Consider the following 20,461-nt stretch of genomic DNA (forward strand, 5'->3'; position numbering starts at 1 on the left):
GGCGCTCATGATCCTCGATCTCTCGCAGACGACCCAGGCCTATCTGGTGATGGGCCTCGTCGCGCTGGTGTTCATGTCGTTCGTGCGCGAGCGGCCCCGCCCCGACATCGTCGCCATGGGCGCCGTCGCCGCGCTCCTGGCGGTCGGCATCCTCAGCGCCGAGGAGGCGACGTCCGTCTTCAGCAACAGTGGCCCGCTCGCTGTCGGCGCGATGTTCGTCCTCAGCACGGCGCTGGAGCGCACCGGCTGCGTCGACCTGACGGGCGGGCTGGTGAAGCGGCTCGCGGGACGCTCCCACACGCAGGCGATCGTGGCGCTGATGCTCTGCGTCATGACGCTGTCGGCCTTCATCAACAATACGCCTGTCGTCGTCGCCCTGACGCCGGTGGCGATCATGCTGGCGCGCGAGATGGGCATCGCGCCGTCGCGCCTGCTGATGCCGCTGTCCTTCTCCAGCATCTTCGGCGGCACCACGACGCTGGTCGGCACCTCGACCAACCTCCTGGTCAGCGGGTCGGCGCAGGCGAACGGCCTGGCGCCGATCGGCATGTTCGAGATCACGGCGGCCGGCGCGATCATGGCCGCCGTCGGCATCGTCTATCTCGCCCTGGCCGGGCGCTGGCTGCTGCCGGACCGCCGCACGCTGGGCGACGTCATGGGCGATCCATCGGGCCGCAGCTTCCTCGCCGAGCTGCGCGTCCCGGAGACGTCCCCTTTCATCGGCAAGCGCCTGACTGAGGCCGGCCTCACCTCCGAACGCGGCAGCGAGGTGATCGACCTGCTGCGCGGCGAGGTCTCCTACCGCTACGCCCTCGACAGCGTCGTGCTCGAGGCGGGCGATCGCCTCGTCGTCCGCTCGAACGCCGGTGACGTGATGGGGCTGCGCGAATCCGGCGCGCTGGCGCCCGACACCAAGGCGCCCGAAGCCAAGGCGACCGAGTCGGAACCCGTCACCACGCGCCAGACCCTGCTGATGGAAGGCATCGTCGGGCCGCGCTCGCGGCTCGCCGGCTACCGTATCGGCGACCTGAACTTCCGCCGCCTGTACGGCGTCTACATCATCGCCGTCCACCGCCGCGGCGCCGACCTGCGGTCGAACTTCGATCAGGTCAGGCTGGAGTTCGGCGATACGCTGCTGCTGGAGGGACCGGCGGAAGGCCTGCGCCGGCTCTTCGAACGGCGGGTGCTGGTCAACCTCAGCGAGCCGGCGGAGCGGCCGCTGCGCCGCTCGAAGGCGCCGATCGCCCTCGCCGCCGTCGCCGCGGTGATGACCGTGTCGGCGCTGGAGATCATGCCGATCGAGGCCGCGGCGATCGTCGCCGCCGTCGTGGTCGTCATCACCGGCTGCCTCACCGCGGACGAGGCCTACGCCTCGATCCACTGGAACATCCTGTTCCTGATCTTCGGCATGATCGCCGTCGGCCTGGCGATGGAGAAGACGGGCGCCGCCGGCATGATCGTGGCGGCCACCCTGCCCTATCTCAAGCCGCTCGGCCCGCTCATCGTGCTGGCGGGCATCTACCTGATCACCTCGACCTTGACCGAGATGGTTTCCAACAACGCGACCGCCATCCTGCTGACGCCGATCTCGATCGCCGTGGCGAACGAGTTGGGCGTCGATCCGCGGCCCTTCGTGATGGCCGTGCTGTTCGCCGCCAGCGCCAGCTTCGCGACGCCGATCGGCTACCAGACCAACACCTTCGTCTACAGCGCCGGCGGCTACCGCTTCTCGGACTTCCTCAAGGTCGGCCTGCCGCTGAACGTGCTGATGTGGGGCGTCGCCGTCGCGATCATTCCGTTCTTCTGGCCGTTCGAGGGCTGAGCGGCGACCCGCCGCTCTATGATCCAAGGCTGAGCGGCGACCCGCCGCTCGGTGGTCCAGAGCCGGGCGGCGACCGGCTCACTGGCCGTCGAGCCAGCCCCAGCGGCTCGCGACGATCAGGAAGATGCCGATCACCCCGGACGCACCGGCAATGGCCGTGACGATCCTGTCCGGCAGCACGATCCAGTGCGGCTCCTCGTATCGGCTGTGGCCCGCGCCCTTCGCCGCGGCACGATCCGCCGACCGCTCGATCTCGCGCAGCCACCAGCGGCGGCGGACATAGCCCCAGCCGCCCCAGGCCAGCACCATCAGCAATCCGATCCAGAACCACATGCTCATGCCCTCTCAGACGCCATTCGGCGGGCCCTCTCAGACGCTATTCGGCGGGCCCTCTCAGACCTCACTCGACCGGGACGGGCTCGCCGCGCAGCTGGACCCATTGCCCGTCCGTCTTGCGGAAGCCCTCGCCCTCGCCGCTGACGAAGCGCGTTCCGTCCCACACGCGGCTCTGCAGGTGCAGCGTGTCGCCGTCGAGCGCAATCCAGTTGTAGGCGTTCGGTTCCGCGCGCAGCCGCGTGCTCGTCGCCGTCGAGGCCTGGGCGACCAGGATGGACCGCTTGATCACCGCATGGTGGGTGACGACGTCGCCGGTATAGGCGCGGTGCAGGTGGCCGGCGAGCAGCAGGTCGACGCCGACCTGCTCGAAGGTGCGCAGCGCCCGGCGCGCCCGCCGCACCAGTCCGGTCTCCGGCGCGTCGGGCGGCGGCAGGAACGGATGGTGCGTGCACACCACCTTGAACATGCTCGGCTCGTAGGGGCCCAGCAGCTCGGCCACCCGATCGATCTGGCGCGGCGAGATGCTGCCCTCCTTCCAGCGCAGGGCGCGCGCCGTGTTGACCCCCAGGACGATCATGTGCGGATCGGCATAGACCGGCCCCAGGTCCGAGGTGACGTAGCGGCTGTAACGCTCCCACGGCCGGGTCATGCGCGACACCGGCCGCCACACGGGCGGCAGGTCGTGGTTGCCCGGGATCACCAGGAAGGGCGACGGCAGGAGGTCCAGGAACTGCCGCGCCGCCGCGAACTGGCTGTGCTTGGCGCGCTGGGTCAGGTCGCCGGAGATGACGATCAGGTTCGGCGGTGCCGCGGAGAGGTCGTGCAGCAGCCCGTCGACGACCCGCGGGTCGATCCTGCCGAAATGCAGATCGGACAGATGGGCGATGATTCTCATCGTCTGGCGAACTCGGCTGCGGCGGTGGAAAACGGCCCGTGGGGCCGTCTCGCGTACGACATAAATCCTGTAGCGCGCGAGCGTGGAGTCTCTACAATAATCTTCATCGCTTGTCGGCAGCGCTCGTCGGAACAAGAGGCGCGCCGATACCTCCAGGGTGGAAACGGGAGCATGCATGTCCGGGGACTACATCCTCGAGACGCAGGGTCTGACGAAGGAGTTCCGCGGCTTCATCGCGGTGCGCGACGTCTCCCTGCAGGTCCGGCGTCACACGATACACGCGCTGATCGGCCCGAACGGGGCCGGCAAGACGACCGTCTTCAATCTTCTGACGAAGTTCCTCACGCCCAGTGCGGGACGCATCGTCTATGACGGGCACGACATCACCAGCACGCGGCCGAGCGCCATCGCGCGCAGCGGCCTCGTCCGCTCGTTCCAGATCTCGGCGGTCTTCCCCCACCTGACGGTCCGGGAGAACGTCCGGGTGGCGCTGCAGCGCAAGCTGGGCACGTCCTTTCACTTCTGGCGCTCCGAGCGGAGCCTGGACGGACTGAACGGCAAGGCCGACGAGATCATCGAGGCCGTCGGACTGACCGGCTACGGCGACACCGCCGCGGTCGAACTGCCCTACGGCCGCAAGCGCGCCCTGGAGATCGCCACCACCATCGCGCTGGAGCCGCAAATGCTGCTCCTCGACGAGCCCATGGCCGGCCTCGCGCACGAGGATATCGGGCGCATCGCCGCCCTCATCAAGCGCGTCGCCCAGAACCGCACCGTACTGATGGTCGAACACAATATGAGCGTCGTCGCCGACCTCACGGACCGGATCACCGTGCTCCAGCGCGGCCAGATCCTGGCTGAAGGCCCCTATGCCGAAGTCTCGCGCGACCCGCGCGTCGTCGAAGCCTATGTCGGAACCGGCCATGCGTGACGATGCCGGAAACGAGATCCTCAAGGTCGAGGACCTGCACGCCTTCTACGGCGAATCGCACATCCTCCACGGCGTGAACTTCGAGATCGGCCGCGGCGAGGTTGTCACCCTGCTGGGGCGCAACGGCGTCGGCAAAACGACGACGCTGCGCGCCATCATGGCGATGGTGTCGAAGCGCACCGGCTCGGTCCGCTTCGAAGGGCAGGAGCTGATCAAGCTCCGCTCCAACGACATCGCCAAGCTGGGCGTCGCCTACTGCCCCGAGGAGCGCGGCATCTTCGCCAGCCTGAACGTCGAGGAGAACCTGATCCTCCCGCCGGTGGTGCGCCCTGGCGGCATGTCGCTGGCGGAGATCTTCGAGCTCTTCCCCAACCTCAAGGAACGTCTGCGCAGCCAGGGGACCAAGCTCTCCGGCGGCGAGCAGCAGATGCTGGCGATCGGGCGGATCCTGCGCACCGGCGCCACGCTGCTGCTGCTCGACGAGCCGACCGAGGGGCTCGCCCCGGTCATCGTCCAGAAGATCGGCGAGGCGATCCGCACGCTGAAGGCGCGCGGCTTCACGGTCCTGCTGGTCGAGCAGAATTTCCGCTTCGCCGCGACGGTCGCCGACCGGCACTACGTCATGGAGGACGGCCGCGTCATCGACAGCTTCCGCGCCGACGAACTCGAAGCCAACATCGAGAAACTGCACGATTACCTGGGCGTCTGAGGGCGCCCGGTACAAGAGCACGAGCCGGGCCAACCGGCTGGCTGAAGCACTGTAAATCAGGGGAACGGGTATGCGTACGATGGGTCTTATGACCGGCCTGGCCGCCTTCGGGCTGCTCGCCGGTACGGCGAATGCACAACTCTCGGGCGACGTGGTCCGCCTCGGCGTCCTGAACGACCAGTCCGGGCTCTACGCCGACATCGGCGGCCAGGGCTCCGTGACGGCGGCCCGCATGGCGGTCGAGGATTTCGGCGGCACCGTACTCGGCAAGCCGATCGAGATCATCTTCGCCGATCACCAGAACAAGCCCGACGTCGGCTCCAACATCACGCGCCAGTGGATCGACCAGGACGGCGTCGACGTCATCGTCGACGTGCCGACCTCGTCCGTGGCGCTCGCCGTCCAGGCGATCACCAAGGAGAAGGAGCGGATCTTCCTGATGTCGGGTCCGGCCTCCTCGGACCTGACCGGCAAGGCCTGCTCGCCCTTCGGCTTCCAGTGGACCTACGACACCTACGCGCTCGCCAACGGCACCGGCGGCGCCATGGTCAAGCAGGGCGGCGACAGCTGGTTCTTCCTGACCTCGGACTACGCCTTCGGCCACGCCCTAGAGCGCGACACCTCGAACGCGGTCAAGGAAGCGGGCGGCAAGGTGCTCGGCGCGGTCCGGCATCCGCTGAACAACTCCGACTTCTCGTCCTTCCTGCTCCAGGCGCAGGGCTCCGGCGCCAAGGTGATCGGCCTCGCCAACGCCGGCGGCGACACGATCAACTCGATCAAGCAGGCGTCCGAGTTCGGCATCACCCAATCCGGCCAGAGCCTCGCCGGCCTGCTGGTCTTCATCTCCGACGTGCACTCGCTCGGCCTGAAGACGTCGCAGGGCCTGGTGATCACCACGGCCTTCTACTGGGACCAGAACGACGAGACGCGCGCCTTCTCCAAGCGCTTCGCCGAGAAGATGGGCGGCCGCGTGCCGAGCATGACCCAGGCGGGCGTCTACAGCGAGGTGGCCCACTATCTCAAGGCGGTGAAGGCCGCCGGCACCGACGACGCCAAGAAGGTCGCCGACCAGATGCGGTCGATGCCGATCAACGACTTTATGACCAAGGACGGCAAGATCCGCGAGGACGGCCGCATCATCCGGGACATGTATCTGGTCCAGGTGAAGAAGCCGGAGGAGTCGAAGGGCCCCTACGACTACTACAAGATCCTGCGCACCATTCCGGGCGAGCAGGCCTACCGGCCGCTCGACAAGGGCGACTGCCCGCTCGTGAAGAAGTAACCGAAGCCGGCGCAGACCGGATCGGCAACGAAGACCGGGGAGACGTTCCATGAGGAAGGCTTCGACGGCGCTGGCGGGGGGGCTGCTCGCCGCCGCGCTGGCGGCCGGTACACTGACCGCGGGAGTACCGGCGGCGCACGCGCAGATCTCGGACGACGTGATCCGCATCGGCGTGATGAACGACCAGTCCGGTCTCTACGCCGACATCACCGGCCAGGGCGAGGTGACGGCGGTCCGGATGGCGGCCGAGGCGATGGGCGGCGCCATCGACGGCAGGAAGATCGAGGTGATCTTCGCCGACAATCAGAACAAGCCGGACATCGGCTCGAACATCGCCCGCCAGTGGTACGACCAGGAGAAGGTCGACCTGATCATCGTCGGCGGCGCGTCGTCGGTGACGCTGGCGGTGCAGGCCGTCGCCCGCGAGAAGGGCCGCATCAACATCGTCTCCGCGGCGGCGGCCTCCGACCACACCAACAAGGCCTGCTCGCCGACCGCGGCGCACTGGACCTACGACACAACGGCGCTCGCCAACGGCACCGGCAAGGCGCTGGTCCAGGAGGGCGGCGACAGCTGGTTCTTCCTGACCGCCGACTACGCCTTCGGCCATGCGCTGGAGCGGGAGACCGGGGAGGCCGTCCGGGCGGGCGGCGGCAAGGTGCTGGGCTCGGTCCGGCATCCGCTCAACACGCCCGACTTCTCCTCGTTTCTCCTCCAGGCCCAGGGGTCCGGGGCCAAGATCATCGGCCTCGCCAATGCCGGCGGCGACACGATCAATTCCATCAAGCAGGCCTCGGAATTCGGCATCGTCCAGGCGGGCCAGCGCCTCGCCGGCCTGCTGGTCTTCATCACCGACGTCCATTCCCTGGGGCTGAAGACGGCGCAGGGGCTGGTGATCACCACCGCCTTCTACTGGGATCAGAACGACGAGACGCGGGCCTGGGCCAAGTCGTTCATGGAGCGCATGAACGGCAAGGCGCCGACGATGGTCCAGGCGGGCTCCGGCAGCGCCGCCCTGCACTATCTGCGCGCCGTGAAGGCGGCGGGCACCGACGACGCCTCGAAGGTCATGGCGCAGATGCGCGCCACGAAGATCAACGACTTCATGACCAAGGACGGGTGGATCCGCGAGGACGGCCGCGTCATGCGCACGATGTACCTGGCCCAGGTGAAGAGCCCGGCCGAATCCACCGGCCCGTTCGACTACTACAAGATCCTGCGCAGCATTCCGGCCGAAGAGGCCTTCCGGTCGCTGGACATCACCGAATGCCCGCATCTGAAGAAATGACGGCGGAAGCAGCACGGCCCGCCCGCCGGAATCCGGCACGGGTCCGACGTCCCCTTGTTTTCATCGGTAGAGCCTCGGCATGACTGAGATCTTCGGAATCAACTCCTTCGCCTTCTACGGGCAGGTCATGCTCGGGCTGATCAACGGCGCCTTCTACGCCATGCTCAGCCTGGGGCTCGCCGTCATCTTCGGCCTGCTGAACGTCATCAACTTCACCCACGGCGCCCAGTACATGATGGGCGCGTTCGCAGCGTGGATGGCGCTCAACTATCTCGGCCTGAACTACTGGTGGGCGCTGATCCTGGCCCCCCTCGTGGTCGGCGCCTTCGGCATGGTCATCGAGCGGCTGCTGCTGCGGCGCCTGTACGATCTCGACCATCTGTACGGCCTGCTGCTCACCTTCGGCCTGGCGCTCGTCATCGAGGGCATCTTCCGCAAGCAGTACGGCGCCTCCGGCCTGCCCTACGCCATTCCGCCCGCCCTCTCCGGCGGCCAGAACCTGGGCTTCATGTTCCTGCCGAACTATCGCGGCTGGGTGGTTGTGGCGTCGCTGGTCGTCTGCCTCGGCACCTGGTTCGTGATCGAACGCACGCGGCTCGGTTCCTATCTACGCGCCGCGACCGAGAATCCCGGCCTCGTCCAGGCGTTCGGGATCAACGTGCCGCGCATGGTCACGCTGACCTACGGCTTCGGCGTCGCCCTCGCCGCGTTCGCCGGCGTTCTCGCCGCGCCGATCTACCAGGTCAGCCCGCTGATGGGCACGAACCTGATCATCGTCGTCTTCGCCGTCGTCGTGATCGGCGGCATGGGGTCGATCATGGGCGCGATCGTGACCGGTTTCGGACTCGGCGTCGTCGAGGGCCTGACCAAGGTCTTCTACCCCGAAGCCTCGAACACGGTGATCTTCGTCGTGATGGCCATCGTCCTGCTGATCCGGCCCGCCGGGCTGTTCGGCACCGCCCGTTGATCGGAGGATTGCAGTGACCATCAAACGCCTCGGCGTCGCGGCCCTTCTCGTCCTGGCGCTGATCGCCCCCGCCTTCATCTACCCCGTGTTCCTGATGAAGGTCCTTTGCTTCGCCCTGTTCGCGAGCGCCTTCAACCTGCTCCTCGGCTTCGTCGGGCTGCTGTCCTTCGGCCACGCCGCCTTCTTCGGCTCTGCCGCCTACATCACGGCGCATACGGTGAAGGTCTGGGGGTGGAGCCCGGAGATCGGCATCCTCGCCGGCGTGGCGGTCGCCGCGGCGCTGGGCGCCGTCGTCGGCTCCCTCGCCATCCGCCGCCAGGGCATCTACTTTGCGATGATCACCCTGGCGCTGGCGCAGATGGTCTATTTCTTCGCGCTGCAGGCGCCGTTCACCGGCGGTGAGGACGGCATCCAGGGCGTGCCGCGGCGGCCCTTCTTCGGCATCATCGACATCACCGACGACATGACCTTCTACTATGTCGTTCTGGCCATCGTGGTCGCCGGGCTGCTGCTGATCTACCGCACGGTCCATTCCCCGTTCGGCCAGATCCTGAAGGCGATCCGCGAGAACGAGCCGCGCGCCGTTTCGCTCGGCTACGACGTCGACCGCTACAAGCTGCTCGCCTTCGTCATCTCGGCGGCCCTGGTCGGGCTCGCCGGCGGCACCAAGACCCTCGTCTTCCAGCTCGCGTCGCTGACCGACATCCAGTGGCAGATGTCGGGCGAGGCCGTCCTGATGACGCTGATCGGCGGCGTCGGCACGATCTTCGGCCCGCTGGTCGGTGCCGCGGTGGTCGTCTCGATGCAGAACTACCTCGCCCAGACCGGCGAGTGGGTCCTGGTCATCCAGGGCATCGTGTTCGTCGTCGTCGTGCTGGCCTTCCGCCGCGGCATCGTCGGCGAGCTCGCCGCCTGGTCGGCGCGGCGCCGCAAGGCCGCCGACCGGACCGATCCGAAGGCTACCCCCGCCGAAACGGCCAGGGCCTGAGCCAGCGCAGGCCTGCGCTGGTCCAGGGCCGGCGCAGGTCCGCGGCTAGCGCAGGCCCCGGTCAGCGCAGGTCGCGCGACGGAAGATCCAGCCGGAAGGTCGTGCCGCGCGGCCCGGTCTGCACCAGCTGGATCTCGCCGCCGTGGGCGTGCATCACCTCGCGGGCGATCGCCAGCCCCAGGCCGCTGCTGCCGGCCTTGGACGATGTCGCGAAGGGCTGGAAGAGCGACTGCCGCACGTCCTCGGGAATGCCGGGACCGTCGTCGGTCACCGTCAGCGAGGTCCAGCCGTCCCGCGCCCTGGCACCCACCTCGACCCGCCGGGCACCGCTGTCGAACGCGTTGCGCGCGAGATTGTTGAGGACGCGCAGCAGTTCCTCGCGGTCGCCCATCACCGTCAGGCCGGCGGGAACCCGGTTGATCCAGGAGCCGATGCCGCGGCCGTTCGGCAGCGCGGTGCCGGCATCCGCGACCAGCTCCGCCAGGGCGATGGAAGAGCGGCGCAGCGACGGCGCGCCCGTCCTCGCGAACTCGACGACCCGGCTGGCGAGCCCGACCGCGCGGTCGATCGCGACGAACAGCGTCGGCGTCACGTGGCGCACCTCCGGGTCGTCGCTCTGGCTCAGCCGATCGGACAGCAGCTGCGCCGTCGCCAGGATGTTGCGCAGGTCGTGGTTGATCTTCGCGACCGCCTCGCCCAGGGCCGCCAGCCGCGCCCGCTGGTGCAGGGCGCTGCGCAGGGCCGTCTGCATCGCCGCCAGTTCGGTTTCCGCGACCCCCACCTCGTCCCGACGGCCGCTCGGTCGGATCACTCGCCCCGCCTCCTCCGGCTTTTCGCGGAACAGCGTCATGGCCCTGGTCAGGCGCGCCATCGGCCGCACCAGCAGCCAGCGCAGGCTGAAGAAGACCAGCACGGCGGTGATCAGCGAGATGACCAGCGAGAGCTGCAGGATGCGGGCGGAATAGGCGAGCATGTCCCGGCGAAGCGGCGCCTCGTCGATCGTCACCGAAACCGTGACGTCCCCCTGGTAGAGCGACTCTCCCCAGACCTGGATCACCCGGTCGTGCCGGTGCAGGAGCGTCGCCAACGCGTCGTGGATCAGCTCCGGCACGGTGCTCTGCTTCAGGTCGAACCAAGCCTCCGGCTCCGGAGCCATCAGCGGACCGAGCATCCAGGTACGCGTGTCGCCGCTCGTCACCTCGATCGAGAAACTGTCCGTATAGGTCAGCAGCCTTTGCTCGAGGTCGGTGCCGATGGCACCCGACGGCGCGGCATCCACGGCCAATGCCGCGAGGTGCGCGTCCTGCAGGCGGCCCTGGAGCCAGTCCAGGCGGTAGCGCGCGATCGACGGCACGTAGATCAGCACCTCGGCGACCATGACGAAGATCACCGTCAGAAGGAGCAGACGTGCCGACAGGCTGGATCCGAAGCCCGGATGCCTCATCTCGATGCTGAAACTCATCCCCTCGCCCGCCCGGATGGACGGGGCGCGCTTATGCTAGCCGAAGCGGGCGAGCAATCGAACGAGCTTCCGCGTCGCGCATGAAAACAACTTAGGGGCGTAGTAGGCAGCGGCGACGCTCTTGCTGGCTTCCGACAGGGTGGGATAGGGCACGATCGCACTTGCGATACTGCCCAGCCTAGCCCGGTCGCGAACCGCCAGCACCCAGGGCAGCAGCAGTTCGCCGGCACCCTCGCCCACGATGGATGCGCCGAGCACGCGTCCCCGACGATCGGTCACCACCTTGATCAGGCCCTCGCCTGCGCGGGCGGTGCGGGCCCGATCGTTCTCGCCGAAGGCGAAGCGCAGGACGGTCGGCGTCCGCCCGGCCGCGTGGATCGCCGCCTCGGTCGTCCCCACATGGGCGAGTTCGGGATCGGTGTAGGTCACCCACGGCACCGCCCGCTCCTCGATCTTCGCAGGCAGGCGGAAGAGCGCGTTGCGCAGCACGATACCGGCGTGATGCGCCGCGACGTGGGTGAACTGCTGGCGCCCGGTGACGTCGCCGACCGCGAAGATCCGCCGGTTGCTGGTGCGCAGCCGCCGGTCCGTCTCGATGCCCTTGGTCGAGACGCGCACCCCCGCCCGGTCCAGCCCCAGGCCGGCGACGACCGCGCGCCGGCCGGCGGCGACCAGTAGATGGCTGCCGGTGACGACCTCCGCGCCGCCCAGCACGACGCGCACCCCCGCCTGCATGTCGCCGGCGGGTCCCGTGGCCGACGACCGTGCCACCTCAGCCACCGCGACGTTCTCGCGGATCTCGATGCCTTCAGCGCGCAGGCGCTCGCGGACGACCGCCACCAGTTCCGGATCGTCCTTCGGCAGGATGCTGCCCTTCTGCAGGATCGTCACCGCCGACCCGAGCCGCCGATGCGCCTGTGCGAGTTCGACGCCGATCGGACCGCCGCCCAGCACGATCAGATGTTCCGGACGGACGCGGTTCTCGAAGATCGTCTCGTTGGTGAAATGAGGCGTGGCGGCCAAACCCGGTACCGGCGGCATCGCGGGCGCCGATCCGGTCGCGACGACGAAGCGGCGCGCCCGGATGCGGAAGTGCCCGGCCAGCACCTCGTCGGGTCCCGTGAACGCCGCGTGCGCCGTCAGGACCTGGACGCCCAGTCGCTCGAAGCGCTCGATCGAATCGTGCGGCGCGATGCCCTCGATGATGCGGCGGACATGGTCTTGTACAGCCGCGAAATCGACGTCGGGCTCGACGGGCGCGATGCCGAAAGCGCCGGCCCCGCGCATCGTCGCGGCCACGCCGGCCGCGGCGATCAGCGCCTTGGAAGGCACGCAGCCGGTGTTGAGGCAGTCGCCACCCATCCGGTGCCTCTCGATCAGCACGACCGAGGCGCCCATCTGGACGGCGCCGGCCGCCACGACCAGCCCGCCCGTGCCGCCGCCGATGACGCACAGGTCCGGTGTAAGGGTGGTGAGGCTCATGGCCATGCTCCGGTCAACGCTGCCGCTGCCGCATCTTGCGATAGATCACCGGGACGAGCGCCAGCACGGCGAGGCCGAGAACCGGCGCCAGGACCGCCGGCCGCAGGATCACGTCCAGGCCCGGCTCCTTGCCAGCCGCGGCCAGCGCACCGAAGCCGTTCCCCACCAGAGCGAAGACGAACGTCCCCGGCACGATGCCGAGCGCCGTCGCGGCGACGAACGTCCTCAGCCGCACCTCGGCGAATGCCGGCGCCAGGTTCACCAGCCAGAACGGAAAGAGCGGAATGAGCCGCAGCACCAGGAGATAGTTGAAGGCGTTCTCCCGGAAGCCCGCGTCCATGCGCCGCAACGCGCTCGCCACGCGCGCCCGCAGACGCGGGCCGGCCACGCGGCCCGCCGCGAGGAAGACCACCGTGGCGCCCGCCGTCGCACCGATGACCGAGAGCAGGGTGCCCCAGACAGGGCCGAACAGCAGACCCGAGGCGACCGTCATGACGGCGCCGAGCGGCAGCGAGAGGGCGGTGATCGCCGCATAGACGGCCAGAAACGACAGCGAGGCGAGCACGGCGCTGTCTTCCACCCAACGACCGAGGCTCTGCCGGTTGCGGGCCAGGGCCTCGAAACTGAGCAGGTCGTCGCCGCCCCACAGGAAGAACAGGCCGGCCAGGATCAGCAGCCCGGCGGCGAGCGCAGTGCGGCGGATCGTCTGCGCCCTTCCGCCGGTCGCCGCCGCAGACGGCTTGCCGTCTTCGCCGAAGCGGCGGTCGGCGCTTGCCGGAGGGCACATGGCGATATTCCGTCGGACTGTTCAAAGGGGTCGGCGCGGTCGGCCTCCATACATGGCGACGTGCGGCGTGGATCGCTTCGCCGGAATGCCCGGAACAGGCGCACGCTCGATCATAGTGCCGTGACCCCGCCCGCGAGATTCGTGATCGAATTACTCTAGGGCCGATGCGCGGGGGACGCACCACTCCCATATGTCGCCCGCGTCGCATCCGGGCGTCTTCGTTCGGGGGCGGCACAGATTGACGTGCGGCAGGTGAACTCCTATACACCTGCGCTCGAAATTCAGGATGATTCCGGGGAGTTCAACGTGAAGCGCACCTACCAGCCGAGCGTTCTCGTGCGCAAGCGGCGGCATGGGTTTCGTGCCCGCATGGCCACCGTCGGCGGCCGTCTGATCATCAAGCGGCGCCGGGCGCAGGGGCGCAAGCGCCTCTCTGCGTAACCACCGACATGGCGGAGCGGCCGTGTCGATCACCAGGCTGAAGCGTCGCGAAGAGTTCCTGCGGGTCGCCGCGGGGCGCCGTAAGTGGGCCGCCCCGGGTCTCGTGCTGCAGGTGATGCGGCGCACCGACGGTACCGCCCCGGCGACGGCGGGCGGCGCGCCGCGGGTCGGGTTCACCGTCAGCCGCAAGGTCGGCGGGGCCGTCGAGCGAAACCGCGTCCGCCGACGGCTGCGTTCCGCGGTCGAGCGCGTGTTCGAGGGCCATGCCCAGCCTGGAATCGACTATGTCGTGATCGGGCGCCGCCAGGCACTCGGGCGGACATTTCCCGATCTCGTTGCGGATCTGGAGAAAGCCATGCGCCGTCTCGGCGCTTACGGTCAGCCTGGGTCACCGGCACAGGCGTTAGAGCCTGCGAAGGACGGCGCCCCGTGACGGGCGCCGTCGGGCGTGCCGCAACGACCCTCCTGGCAATCCCGATCCGCGTCTACCGCTACGCCCTCTCGCCCCTGATGCCGATGTCTTGCCGGTTCGTCCCAACCTGTTCCGACTATGCGCTCGACGCGCTGTCGCAGCACGGGCCGGTTCGTGGGATGGCACTGACCATCCGTCGCCTCGCGCGCTGCCACCCATGGGGAGGCCAAGGCCTCGATCCGGTGCCGCCGCATACGCACGATCATTGCGGCCAGCGCTAGCGGCCGACCGAGGACCGTTCCATGGAGCAGCGCAATCTCCTGATCGCCATCGCATTGTCGATCGCGATCTTGCTCGGGTTCCAGTACGTGTACGGTCCCGTGGCACCGCCGCCCGACACGTCGCCGGTTACCCAGCCGGGTGCGCCGCCGGTGCCGGAGGGCGGCATCGCCTCGGCACCCGGTGCGCCGGCCGCCCCCGCCCTGCCCGCGGCACCGACCGTGGTCGACCGTGCCGCGGCCCTGGCCCAGACACCGCGCATCCCGATCCGCTCGGACCGTGTGCACGGCTCGATCTCCCTGAAGGGCGCGCGCCTCGACGACGTGACGCTGCCCGACTATCGGGTGACGGTCGAACCCGACAGCCCCGAGATCGTCATCCTGTCGCCCCCGGGAAGCGCCAATTCCTGGTACGGCGAGTTCGGCTGGGTCGCGACCGGCGGCGTTGCCGTGCCGGACGGCGACACCGTCTGGGAGGCTGACCGCGATACGCTGACACCCGGCCAGCCTGTGACCCTCTCCTGGGACAACGGCGCCGGCCTGCGCTTCACGCGGACCTTCGCCCTCGACCGCGACTACATGTTCACGGTCACCCAGGGCGTCGAGAACACCGGGACCGCGCCGGCGACGCTGCATCCCTACGGCCTCGTCTCGCGCGGCGGAAATCCGCCCACCTCGGGCTTCTTCATCCTGCACGAGGGGCCGATCGGCGTCGTCGACGGCGTCCTGCGCGAGCACAGCTACGAGGATCTGCGCGACGAGACGCGTATCGAGGCGAACGCCACCGGCGGCTGGCTCGGCTTCACCGACAAATACTGGCTGGTCTCTCTCATCCCCGACCAGCAGGCGCCGCTGAAGACCCGCTTCAGCCACGCCATGGTCAACGGCGCCGACAAGTATCAGGCCGACTATCTGCGCAGCCCGGTCACCGTCGCCCCCGGCGAGAGCCAGCAGGTGACCGACCACATGTTCGCCGGCGCCAAGGAGGTCACCCTTATCGACCGCTACGAGGAGCAGCTCGGCGTCGAGCGCTTCGACCGTGCGGTCGACTGGGGCTGGTTCTACTTCCTGACGCGGCCGATCTTCTACGCCCTGCACTGGCTGCACGGCGTGCTCGGCAATTACGGCCTCGCCATCATCGCCCTGACCCTCGGCATCAAGCTCGTCTTCTTCCCGCTGGCCAGCAAGTCCTACAAGGCGATGAGCCAGATGAAGAAGCTGCAGCCCGAGATGGTGAAGCTTCGCGAGCGCTACGGCGACGACAAGCAGAAGATGAACCAGGAGCTGATGGCGCTCTACAAGAAGGAGAAGATCAACCCGGCGGCCGGCTGCCTGCCGATCCTGATCCAGATCCCGGTCTTCTTCTCGCTCTACAAGGTGCTGTTCGTCACCATCGAGCTCCGCCATGCGCCCTTCTACGGCTGGATCCACGACCTCTCGGCGCCCGACCCGACGAACCTCTTCACGCTCTTCGGCCTGATCCCCTGGGCCCCGCCCGACATGCTGCATCTCGGCCTGTGGCCGCTGATCATGGGCGTGACGATGTTCCTGCAGATGAAGCTGAACCCGCAGCCGGCGGACCCGATCCAGGCGAAGGTATTCATGCTGATGCCGATCTTCTTCACGATCCTGCTGGCCGGCTTCCCGGCGGGGCTCGTGATCTACTGGGCCTGGAACAACACGCTGTCGATCGCCCAGCAGGCGCTGATCATGCACCAGAACGGCGCCTTCGCCGAACGGCGCGCCGCCAAGCAGCAGGTCGTGACCCCAGCCAAGGCAGAAGCCAAGACGCCGAACGGCGGCAAGGGCAAGACGAAGGGCGGCAAGTGACGGAGGCGGAGGCGCCCTTCCCCGATGCGGCCGCGATCGAGGACGGACGCCTGCTCTTCGCCAAGGAGTGCACCTTCCTCCTCGGCGCCGCCGGCCTCGACCAGCTGCCCGAGGGCGGCATGGTCGAGATTGCCTTCGCCGGCCGCTCCAATGTCGGCAAGTCGAGCCTCGTCAACGCCCTGACCGGCCGCAAGACGCTCGCCCGGACCTCCAACACGCCCGGCCGCACCCAGCAGATCAACTTCTTCGACCTGGGCGGCCGGCTGATGATCGCCGACCTCCCCGGCTACGGCTTCGCCGAGGCGCCGAAGCAGATGGTCGAGAAGTGGACATCGCTGGTGCGCGCCTATCTGCGCGGCCGACCCGCCCTGCGCCGCGTCTGCCTGCTGGTCGACGCGCGCCACGGCATCAAGGCGGGCGACCGGGAGATGATGAAGATGCTCGACGCCGCCGCCGTCGCCTACCAGGTCGTCGTGACCAAGACCGACAAGCTCGGCCCGACCGAGCGGGCGAAACGCGTCGCCGAGATCGCCGCCGAGGCGGCCCGCCACGTCGCCGCCCACCCCGACGTCGTGCCGACCAGCTCGGTCAAGGGCGAAGGCATCGAGATCCTGCGTGCGCACCTTGCGGCGCTGGCGCTTCCCTGACCCTTTGGCTAAGGTCGCCGCGATGTCCACTCCCGCCGCGGATCCCGCGATGTCCACTCCCGAAGAAAACATTCGGAACGCACGCATGCTCGCAGAAGCGTTGCCCTTCATGCAGCGCTATGCAGGCGCGACCCTCGTCGTGAAGTATGGCGGCCACGCCATGGGCGACGAATCGCTCGGCCGCGACTTCGCCCGCGACATCGTCCTGCTCAAGCAGGTCGGCCTGAACCCGATCGTCGTGCACGGCGGCGGGCCGCAGATCGGCCGCATGCTCGACCGGCTTAAGATCCAGAGCGAGTTCGTCGATGGCCTGCGCGTCACCGACACGGCGACGGTCGAGATCGTCGAGATGGTCCTGGCGGGGTCGATCAACAAACAGATCGTCGCCATGATCAACCAGGCGGGCGGCAAGGCCGTGGGTATTTCCGGTAAGGACGCCAACCTGATCCAGGCGCGCAAGCTCACCCGCACCAAGCGGGATCCCGATTCCAACATCGAGAAGGTCCTCGACCTGGGCTTCGTCGGCGATCCCGACCGGGTCGACACGACCATCCTCGACGTCTTCAAGCAGTCCTCGGTCATCCCGGTCGTGGCGCCGATCGGCATCGGCGCGGACGGCGAGACTTACAACATCAACGCCGACACCGTGGCCGGCGCCATCGCCGGCGCCGTGTCGGCCGACCGGCTGCTGCTCCTGACCGACGTCGCCGGCGTGAAGGGCAAGGACGGGGACCTGATCGCCTCCATGTCGCGCGCCGAGGCCGAGGCGATGATCGCCGACGGCACCATCAGCGGCGGCATGATCCCCAAGGTCGAGACATGCCTGGACGCGGTGGCCCGCGGCGTCGAGGCCGCGGTCATCCTGGACGGCCGCGTGCCGCACGCGGTCTTGCTGGAGATATTCACCGAGCACGGCGTCGGCACCCTGATCCGGCGCAGCTGACCCGGCCTGGCTGACTGGAGACGGCCGCATGACAGAGCCCAGTATCGTCGTCGGCACCCCGGACGGGCGGAAGCCCGACCTCTCCCACGTCGACACCTGGGTCTTCGACCTCGACAACACGCTCTACAGCCCGGCCGCCTGCGACCTGTTCGTCCACATGGACCGGCGGATGAACCAGTTCATCGCCGAGTATCTGAAGCTCGACGAGGCCCAAGCGGCGCATGTCCGCCAGACCTACTTCAAATCCTACGGCACCACGCTGCGCGGCCTGATGGAGGTCTACGACGTCCCGCCCGGCGTCTTCCTGGACTACGTCCACGAGCTCGACCTGTCGGAGATGGCGCACGATCCGGCACTCGACCGCGCCATCGCCCGTCTGCCGGGCCGGAAGCTGATCTTCACCAACGCCACCGAGCGGCACGCCTGCAACGTCCTGGACCGGCTCGGCATCGCGCATCATTTCGAGGGCATCTTCGACGTCGCCGCCGCCGGCTACGTGCCCAAGCCGCAGGTCGAGGCCTACGAGGCCTTCGTGAAACGGCACGCCATCGACCCCGCGACCTCGGTCTTCTTCGAGGACACCGCGCGCAACCTCGCCCCGGCCGCCGCCCTCGGCATGACCACCGTCTGGATCAAGACCGACCGGCCGCACGGCCAGATGGCCGAGGGCGACGACTTCGTGCACCACGTCGTCGAAGAGCTGTCCGACTGGCTGCACGCCTTGGAGTTCGCCGTGGCCGAGATCGCCGACCGGGCCGAAGGCGGCTGATCCGCCGCCGCGGGTTCGGTCATCCCCCAGCGTTACGGACAAATCGCCGCCCGCAGGCTGGCGCCGCCGCAGAACCGATGCTATCACCCTGCACTTTCTTGACGGCAGGCGGATAGGACGGGCGAATGCAGGAAATGCTGCTCAGGCTCGAGGAGAAGCGCGAGCGGGCACGGCTCGGCGGCGGAGAGCGCCGGATCGAGGCGCAGCACAAGCGCGGCAAGCTGACGGCGCGCGAGCGCATCGACGTTCTGCTCGACCCCGGCAGCTTTGAGGAATGGGACATGTTCGTCGAGCACCGCTCGACGGACTTCGGCATGGCCGACCAGAAGGTGCCCGGCGACGGCGTCGTCACCGGCCACGGCACGATCAGCGGCCGCCTCGTCTTTGTCTTCAGCCAGGACTTCACGGTCTTCGGCGGCAGCCTGTCCGAGGCGCACGCCGAGAAGATCTGCAAGGTCATGGACCAGGCGATGAAGGTCGGCGCTCCCGTGATCGGCCTGAACGATTCCGGCGGCGCGCGCATCCAGGAGGGCGTCGCCTCGCTCGGCGGCTATGCCGAGGTGTTCCAGCGCAACGTGATGGCATCCGGCGTCGTGCCGCAGATCTCGGCGATCATGGGTCCCTGCGCCGGCGGTGCCGTGTACTCGCCGGCCATGACGGACTTCATCTTCATGGTGAAGGACACGTCCTACATGTTCGTGACCGGCCCCGACGTGGTGAAGACGGTCACCCACGAGACTGTCACCCACGAGCAGCTGGGCGGCGCCCTCACCCACACGTCCCGGTCCGGCGTCGCCGACCGCGCCTTCGAGGACGACGTCGAGGCGCTGCTGCAGACGCGCCGCTTCGTCGACTTCCTGCCCGCCTCTAACCGCGAGCAGCCGCCGACGCGCGTCTGCACCGATCCGCTCGACCGGGTCGAGATGTCGCTCGACACACTGGTGCCGCCGAACCCGAACAAGCCCTACGACATGAAGGAGCTGATCGCGAAGGTCGTCGACGACGGCGATTTCTTCGAGCTCCAGCCGAACTACGCCGGCAACATCCTGACCGGCTTCGGCCGCGTCGGCGGCTCGACCGTGGGCATCGTCGCCAACCAGCCGATGGTGCTCGCCGGCTGCCTCGACATCGATTCCGCGCGCAAGGCCGGGCGGTTCGTGCGCTTCTGCGACTGCTTCAACATCCCGATCGTCACCTTCGTCGACGTCCCCGGCTTCCTGCCCGGCACCGCGCAAGAATATGGCGGCATCATCAAGCACGGCGCCAAGCTGCTCTTCGCCTATGCCGAGGCGACCGTGCCGAAGATCACCGTCATCACGCGCAAGGCCTATGGCGGCGCCTACGACGTCATGAGTTCGAAGCATCTGCGCGGCGACGTGAACTACGCCTGGCCCCAGGCCGAGATCGCCGTGATGGGCGCCAAGGGTGCCGTCGAGATCATCTTCCGCGAGGACATCGGCGACGCCGGCAAGATCGAGGCGCGCACCAAGGAATATGCCGAACTGTTCGCCAATCCGTTCGTCGCGGCGAGCCGCGGTTATATCGACGACGTGATCCGCCCGCACAGCACGCGGCGCCGGATCGCCAAGTCGCTGGCCATGCTGCGCAACAAGAAGCTGGAGAATCCCTGGAAGAAGCACGACAACATCCCACTGTAGACTGTGCAAGCTGGACTGCGGATCCGCAGGAGGAGCCGGCCGTGCCCCGCGCGATGACCGACCCGGAACTGTACGAAGCGGACTTCTACGCCTGGACGAAAATCCAAGCCGACCGGCTGCGCCGTCTCCAGGCGGAACGCCCGAACCTCGATCTCGACCTCCCCCATCTCGCCGAGGAGGTCGAGGATTTGGGCAAGTCCGAACGGAACGCGCTACGCAGCCACCTCCGCCGGATCATCGAGCACTGCCTGAAGCTGGAATGGTCGCCGGCGACCGATCCGCACGGGTCATGGCGGCGCAGCATCTCAGAGGCGCGGCTCGAAATCGAAGGCCGGATGACGGCGACGCTGCGGCACGACATGATCAACGATCTTCCTCGACTGTACGACGGCGCGCGCGAACTCGCACACGACGCGCTGACGGAGCACGGGGAGATCGAAGCCGCGGCGGCGCCCCCGGCTGCTAATCCGTATTCGCTGGACGATCTGCTGACGCGGGGCTGGTATCCGCGCCGTCGCGCGGGAGGGTCGTGAG

General features: G+C 68.4%; 21 protein-coding genes. 16 read left to right on the plus strand and 5 right to left on the minus strand.

Annotation, left to right across the window (positions count from 1 at the left end):
- Positions 1-7 precede the first annotated feature (7 nt).
- Positions 8-1,822 (plus strand): SLC13 family permease, encoded by a 1,815-nt coding sequence (locus tag ABIE65_RS11255; protein WP_354077769.1) that lies wholly within the window; start codon positions 8-10, stop codon positions 1,820-1,822.
- 78 nt (positions 1,823-1,900) lie between these two features.
- Here ABIE65_RS11255 and ABIE65_RS11260 read toward each other — a convergent pair whose 3' ends face one another.
- Both ABIE65_RS11260 and ABIE65_RS11265 read right to left on the minus strand, forming a co-directional pair.
- Entirely contained in the window at positions 1,901-2,161 is a 261-nt protein-coding gene (locus ABIE65_RS11260) for a hypothetical protein (RefSeq protein ID WP_354077770.1), read from the minus strand.
- A 61-nt stretch (positions 2,162-2,222) separates the two neighbouring features.
- Positions 2,223-3,053 (minus strand): metallophosphoesterase family protein, encoded by an 831-nt coding sequence (locus tag ABIE65_RS11265; protein WP_354077772.1) that lies wholly within the window; start codon positions 3,051-3,053, stop codon positions 2,223-2,225.
- 175 nt (positions 3,054-3,228) lie between these two features.
- Between ABIE65_RS11265 and ABIE65_RS11270 the strand changes: the two genes are divergently transcribed.
- The 6 genes from ABIE65_RS11270 to ABIE65_RS11295 all read left to right on the plus strand — a co-directional run bounded on the left by ABIE65_RS11270 (position 3,229) and on the right by ABIE65_RS11295 (position 9,218).
- Complete coding sequence (locus ABIE65_RS11270) at positions 3,229-3,984, plus strand: ABC transporter ATP-binding protein (RefSeq protein ID WP_354077774.1); 756 nt, start codon at positions 3,229-3,231, stop codon at positions 3,982-3,984.
- Positions 3,962-4,693: an ABC transporter ATP-binding protein gene (locus tag ABIE65_RS11275; RefSeq protein WP_502918522.1), complete on the plus strand. Its 732-nt coding sequence runs from the start codon at positions 3,962-3,964 to the stop codon at positions 4,691-4,693. The genes ABIE65_RS11270 and ABIE65_RS11275 overlap by 23 nt, the downstream gene beginning before the upstream one ends.
- Before the next feature lie 79 nt (positions 4,694-4,772).
- Positions 4,773-5,975: an ABC transporter substrate-binding protein gene (locus ABIE65_RS11280; protein WP_502918527.1), complete on the plus strand. Its 1,203-nt coding sequence runs from the start codon at positions 4,773-4,775 to the stop codon at positions 5,973-5,975.
- A gap of 49 nt (positions 5,976-6,024) precedes the next feature.
- Positions 6,025-7,263 carry an ABC transporter substrate-binding protein gene (locus ABIE65_RS11285; RefSeq protein ID WP_354077777.1) on the plus strand — a complete coding sequence of 413 codons (1,239 nt, stop codon included), beginning with the start codon at positions 6,025-6,027 and terminating at the stop codon, positions 7,261-7,263.
- A 79-nt stretch (positions 7,264-7,342) separates the two neighbouring features.
- Positions 7,343-8,230, plus strand: a complete 888-nt coding sequence (locus ABIE65_RS11290) for a branched-chain amino acid ABC transporter permease (protein WP_354077779.1) — start codon at positions 7,343-7,345, stop codon at positions 8,228-8,230.
- 7 nt (positions 8,231-8,237) lie between these two features.
- Positions 8,238-9,218, plus strand: a complete 981-nt coding sequence (locus tag ABIE65_RS11295) for a branched-chain amino acid ABC transporter permease (RefSeq protein WP_502918528.1) — start codon at positions 8,238-8,240, stop codon at positions 9,216-9,218.
- Between the two features lie 61 nt (positions 9,219-9,279).
- Here the strand turns inward: ABIE65_RS11295 and ABIE65_RS11300 are convergent, their stop codons facing one another.
- Genes ABIE65_RS11300 through ABIE65_RS11310 form a run of 3 tightly spaced genes read right to left on the minus strand, consistent with a single transcriptional unit; the run spans position 9,280 to position 12,949 of the window.
- Positions 9,280-10,680 carry a sensor histidine kinase gene (locus ABIE65_RS11300; RefSeq protein WP_354077781.1) on the minus strand — a complete coding sequence of 467 codons (1,401 nt, stop codon included), beginning with the start codon at positions 10,678-10,680 and terminating at the stop codon, positions 9,280-9,282.
- A gap of 36 nt (positions 10,681-10,716) precedes the next feature.
- On the minus strand, positions 10,717-12,162 hold the full coding sequence (locus tag ABIE65_RS11305) for a dihydrolipoyl dehydrogenase family protein (protein ID WP_354077783.1): 1,446 nt from the start codon (positions 12,160-12,162) through the stop codon (positions 10,717-10,719).
- 13 nt (positions 12,163-12,175) lie between these two features.
- Complete coding sequence (locus ABIE65_RS11310) at positions 12,176-12,949, minus strand: TVP38/TMEM64 family protein (RefSeq protein ID WP_354077785.1); 774 nt, start codon at positions 12,947-12,949, stop codon at positions 12,176-12,178.
- Positions 12,950-13,255: 306 nt separating this feature from the next.
- Here ABIE65_RS11310 and rpmH point away from each other — a divergent pair, with 306 nt between their 5' ends.
- The 9 genes from rpmH (at position 13,256) to ABIE65_RS11355 (ending at position 20,460) form a co-directional block, all read left to right on the plus strand.
- Positions 13,256-13,390: a 50S ribosomal protein L34 gene (gene rpmH, locus ABIE65_RS11315; protein WP_354078007.1), complete on the plus strand. Its 135-nt coding sequence runs from the start codon at positions 13,256-13,258 to the stop codon at positions 13,388-13,390.
- A 22-nt stretch (positions 13,391-13,412) separates the two neighbouring features.
- Positions 13,413-13,823 (plus strand): ribonuclease P protein component, encoded by a 411-nt coding sequence (gene rnpA / locus ABIE65_RS11320; RefSeq protein WP_354077786.1) that lies wholly within the window; start codon positions 13,413-13,415, stop codon positions 13,821-13,823.
- Positions 13,820-14,083 (plus strand): membrane protein insertion efficiency factor YidD, encoded by a 264-nt coding sequence (yidD, locus tag ABIE65_RS11325; RefSeq protein WP_354077788.1) that lies wholly within the window; start codon positions 13,820-13,822, stop codon positions 14,081-14,083. The genes rnpA and yidD overlap by 4 nt, the downstream gene beginning before the upstream one ends.
- Positions 14,084-14,104: 21 nt before the next feature.
- A complete protein-coding gene (gene yidC, locus ABIE65_RS11330) occupies positions 14,105-15,910 on the plus strand; it encodes a membrane protein insertase YidC (protein WP_354077790.1) in 1,806 nt (601 codons plus the stop codon).
- Positions 15,907-16,557 (plus strand): ribosome biogenesis GTP-binding protein YihA/YsxC, encoded by a 651-nt coding sequence (gene yihA / locus ABIE65_RS11335; RefSeq protein ID WP_354077791.1) that lies wholly within the window; start codon positions 15,907-15,909, stop codon positions 16,555-16,557. The genes yidC and yihA overlap by 4 nt, the downstream gene beginning before the upstream one ends.
- 22 nt (positions 16,558-16,579) lie before the next feature.
- Positions 16,580-17,500 carry an acetylglutamate kinase gene (gene argB / locus ABIE65_RS11340; RefSeq protein WP_354077792.1) on the plus strand — a complete coding sequence of 307 codons (921 nt, stop codon included), beginning with the start codon at positions 16,580-16,582 and terminating at the stop codon, positions 17,498-17,500.
- 28 nt (positions 17,501-17,528) lie between these two features.
- The gene (locus tag ABIE65_RS11345) at positions 17,529-18,269 is read left to right on the plus strand and encodes a pyrimidine 5'-nucleotidase (RefSeq protein ID WP_354077794.1); all 741 of its coding nucleotides are present in this window, start codon (positions 17,529-17,531) and stop codon (positions 18,267-18,269) included.
- 125 nt (positions 18,270-18,394) lie between these two features.
- On the plus strand, positions 18,395-19,927 hold the full coding sequence (locus tag ABIE65_RS11350) for an acyl-CoA carboxylase subunit beta (RefSeq protein WP_354077795.1): 1,533 nt from the start codon (positions 18,395-18,397) through the stop codon (positions 19,925-19,927).
- A gap of 41 nt (positions 19,928-19,968) precedes the next feature.
- Positions 19,969-20,460: a DUF29 domain-containing protein gene (locus ABIE65_RS11355; protein ID WP_354077797.1), complete on the plus strand. Its 492-nt coding sequence runs from the start codon at positions 19,969-19,971 to the stop codon at positions 20,458-20,460.
- The last annotated feature ends 1 nt before the right edge of the window (position 20,461 follow it).

Source organism: Constrictibacter sp. MBR-5 (assembly GCF_040549485.1).
In the GTDB taxonomy this organism is placed as follows: Bacteria; Pseudomonadota; Alphaproteobacteria; order JAJUGE01; family JAJUGE01; genus Constrictibacter.

Excerpts from the sequence above, each read along its gene's own strand:
- ABIE65_RS11270 (WP_354077774.1), top strand. The coding sequence starts at position 3,229 with ATGTCCGGGGACTACATCCTCGAGACGCAGGGTCTGACGAAGGAGTTC.
- ABIE65_RS11300 (WP_354077781.1), bottom strand. The coding sequence starts at position 10,680 with ATGAGTTTCAGCATCGAGATGAGGCATCCGGGCTTCGGATCCAGCCTG.
- yidC (WP_354077790.1), top strand. The coding sequence starts at position 14,105 with ATGGAGCAGCGCAATCTCCTGATCGCCATCGCATTGTCGATCGCGATC.
- ABIE65_RS11265 (WP_354077772.1), bottom strand. The coding sequence starts at position 3,053 with ATGAGAATCATCGCCCATCTGTCCGATCTGCATTTCGGCAGGATCGAC.
- ABIE65_RS11350 (WP_354077795.1), top strand. The coding sequence starts at position 18,395 with ATGCAGGAAATGCTGCTCAGGCTCGAGGAGAAGCGCGAGCGGGCACGG.
- argB (WP_354077792.1), top strand. The coding sequence starts at position 16,580 with ATGTCCACTCCCGCCGCGGATCCCGCGATGTCCACTCCCGAAGAAAAC.
- ABIE65_RS11310 (WP_354077785.1), bottom strand. The coding sequence starts at position 12,949 with ATGTGCCCTCCGGCAAGCGCCGACCGCCGCTTCGGCGAAGACGGCAAG.
- ABIE65_RS11275 (WP_502918522.1), top strand. The coding sequence starts at position 3,962 with ATGTCGGAACCGGCCATGCGTGACGATGCCGGAAACGAGATCCTCAAG.
- ABIE65_RS11280 (WP_502918527.1), top strand. The coding sequence starts at position 4,773 with ATGGGTCTTATGACCGGCCTGGCCGCCTTCGGGCTGCTCGCCGGTACG.
- ABIE65_RS11255 (WP_354077769.1), top strand. The coding sequence starts at position 8 with ATGATCCTCGATCTCTCGCAGACGACCCAGGCCTATCTGGTGATGGGC.
- ABIE65_RS11345 (WP_354077794.1), top strand. The coding sequence starts at position 17,529 with ATGACAGAGCCCAGTATCGTCGTCGGCACCCCGGACGGGCGGAAGCCC.
- ABIE65_RS11305 (WP_354077783.1), bottom strand. The coding sequence starts at position 12,162 with ATGAGCCTCACCACCCTTACACCGGACCTGTGCGTCATCGGCGGCGGC.
- ABIE65_RS11285 (WP_354077777.1), top strand. The coding sequence starts at position 6,025 with ATGAGGAAGGCTTCGACGGCGCTGGCGGGGGGGCTGCTCGCCGCCGCG.
- ABIE65_RS11290 (WP_354077779.1), top strand. The coding sequence starts at position 7,343 with ATGACTGAGATCTTCGGAATCAACTCCTTCGCCTTCTACGGGCAGGTC.
- ABIE65_RS11260 (WP_354077770.1), bottom strand. The coding sequence starts at position 2,161 with ATGAGCATGTGGTTCTGGATCGGATTGCTGATGGTGCTGGCCTGGGGC.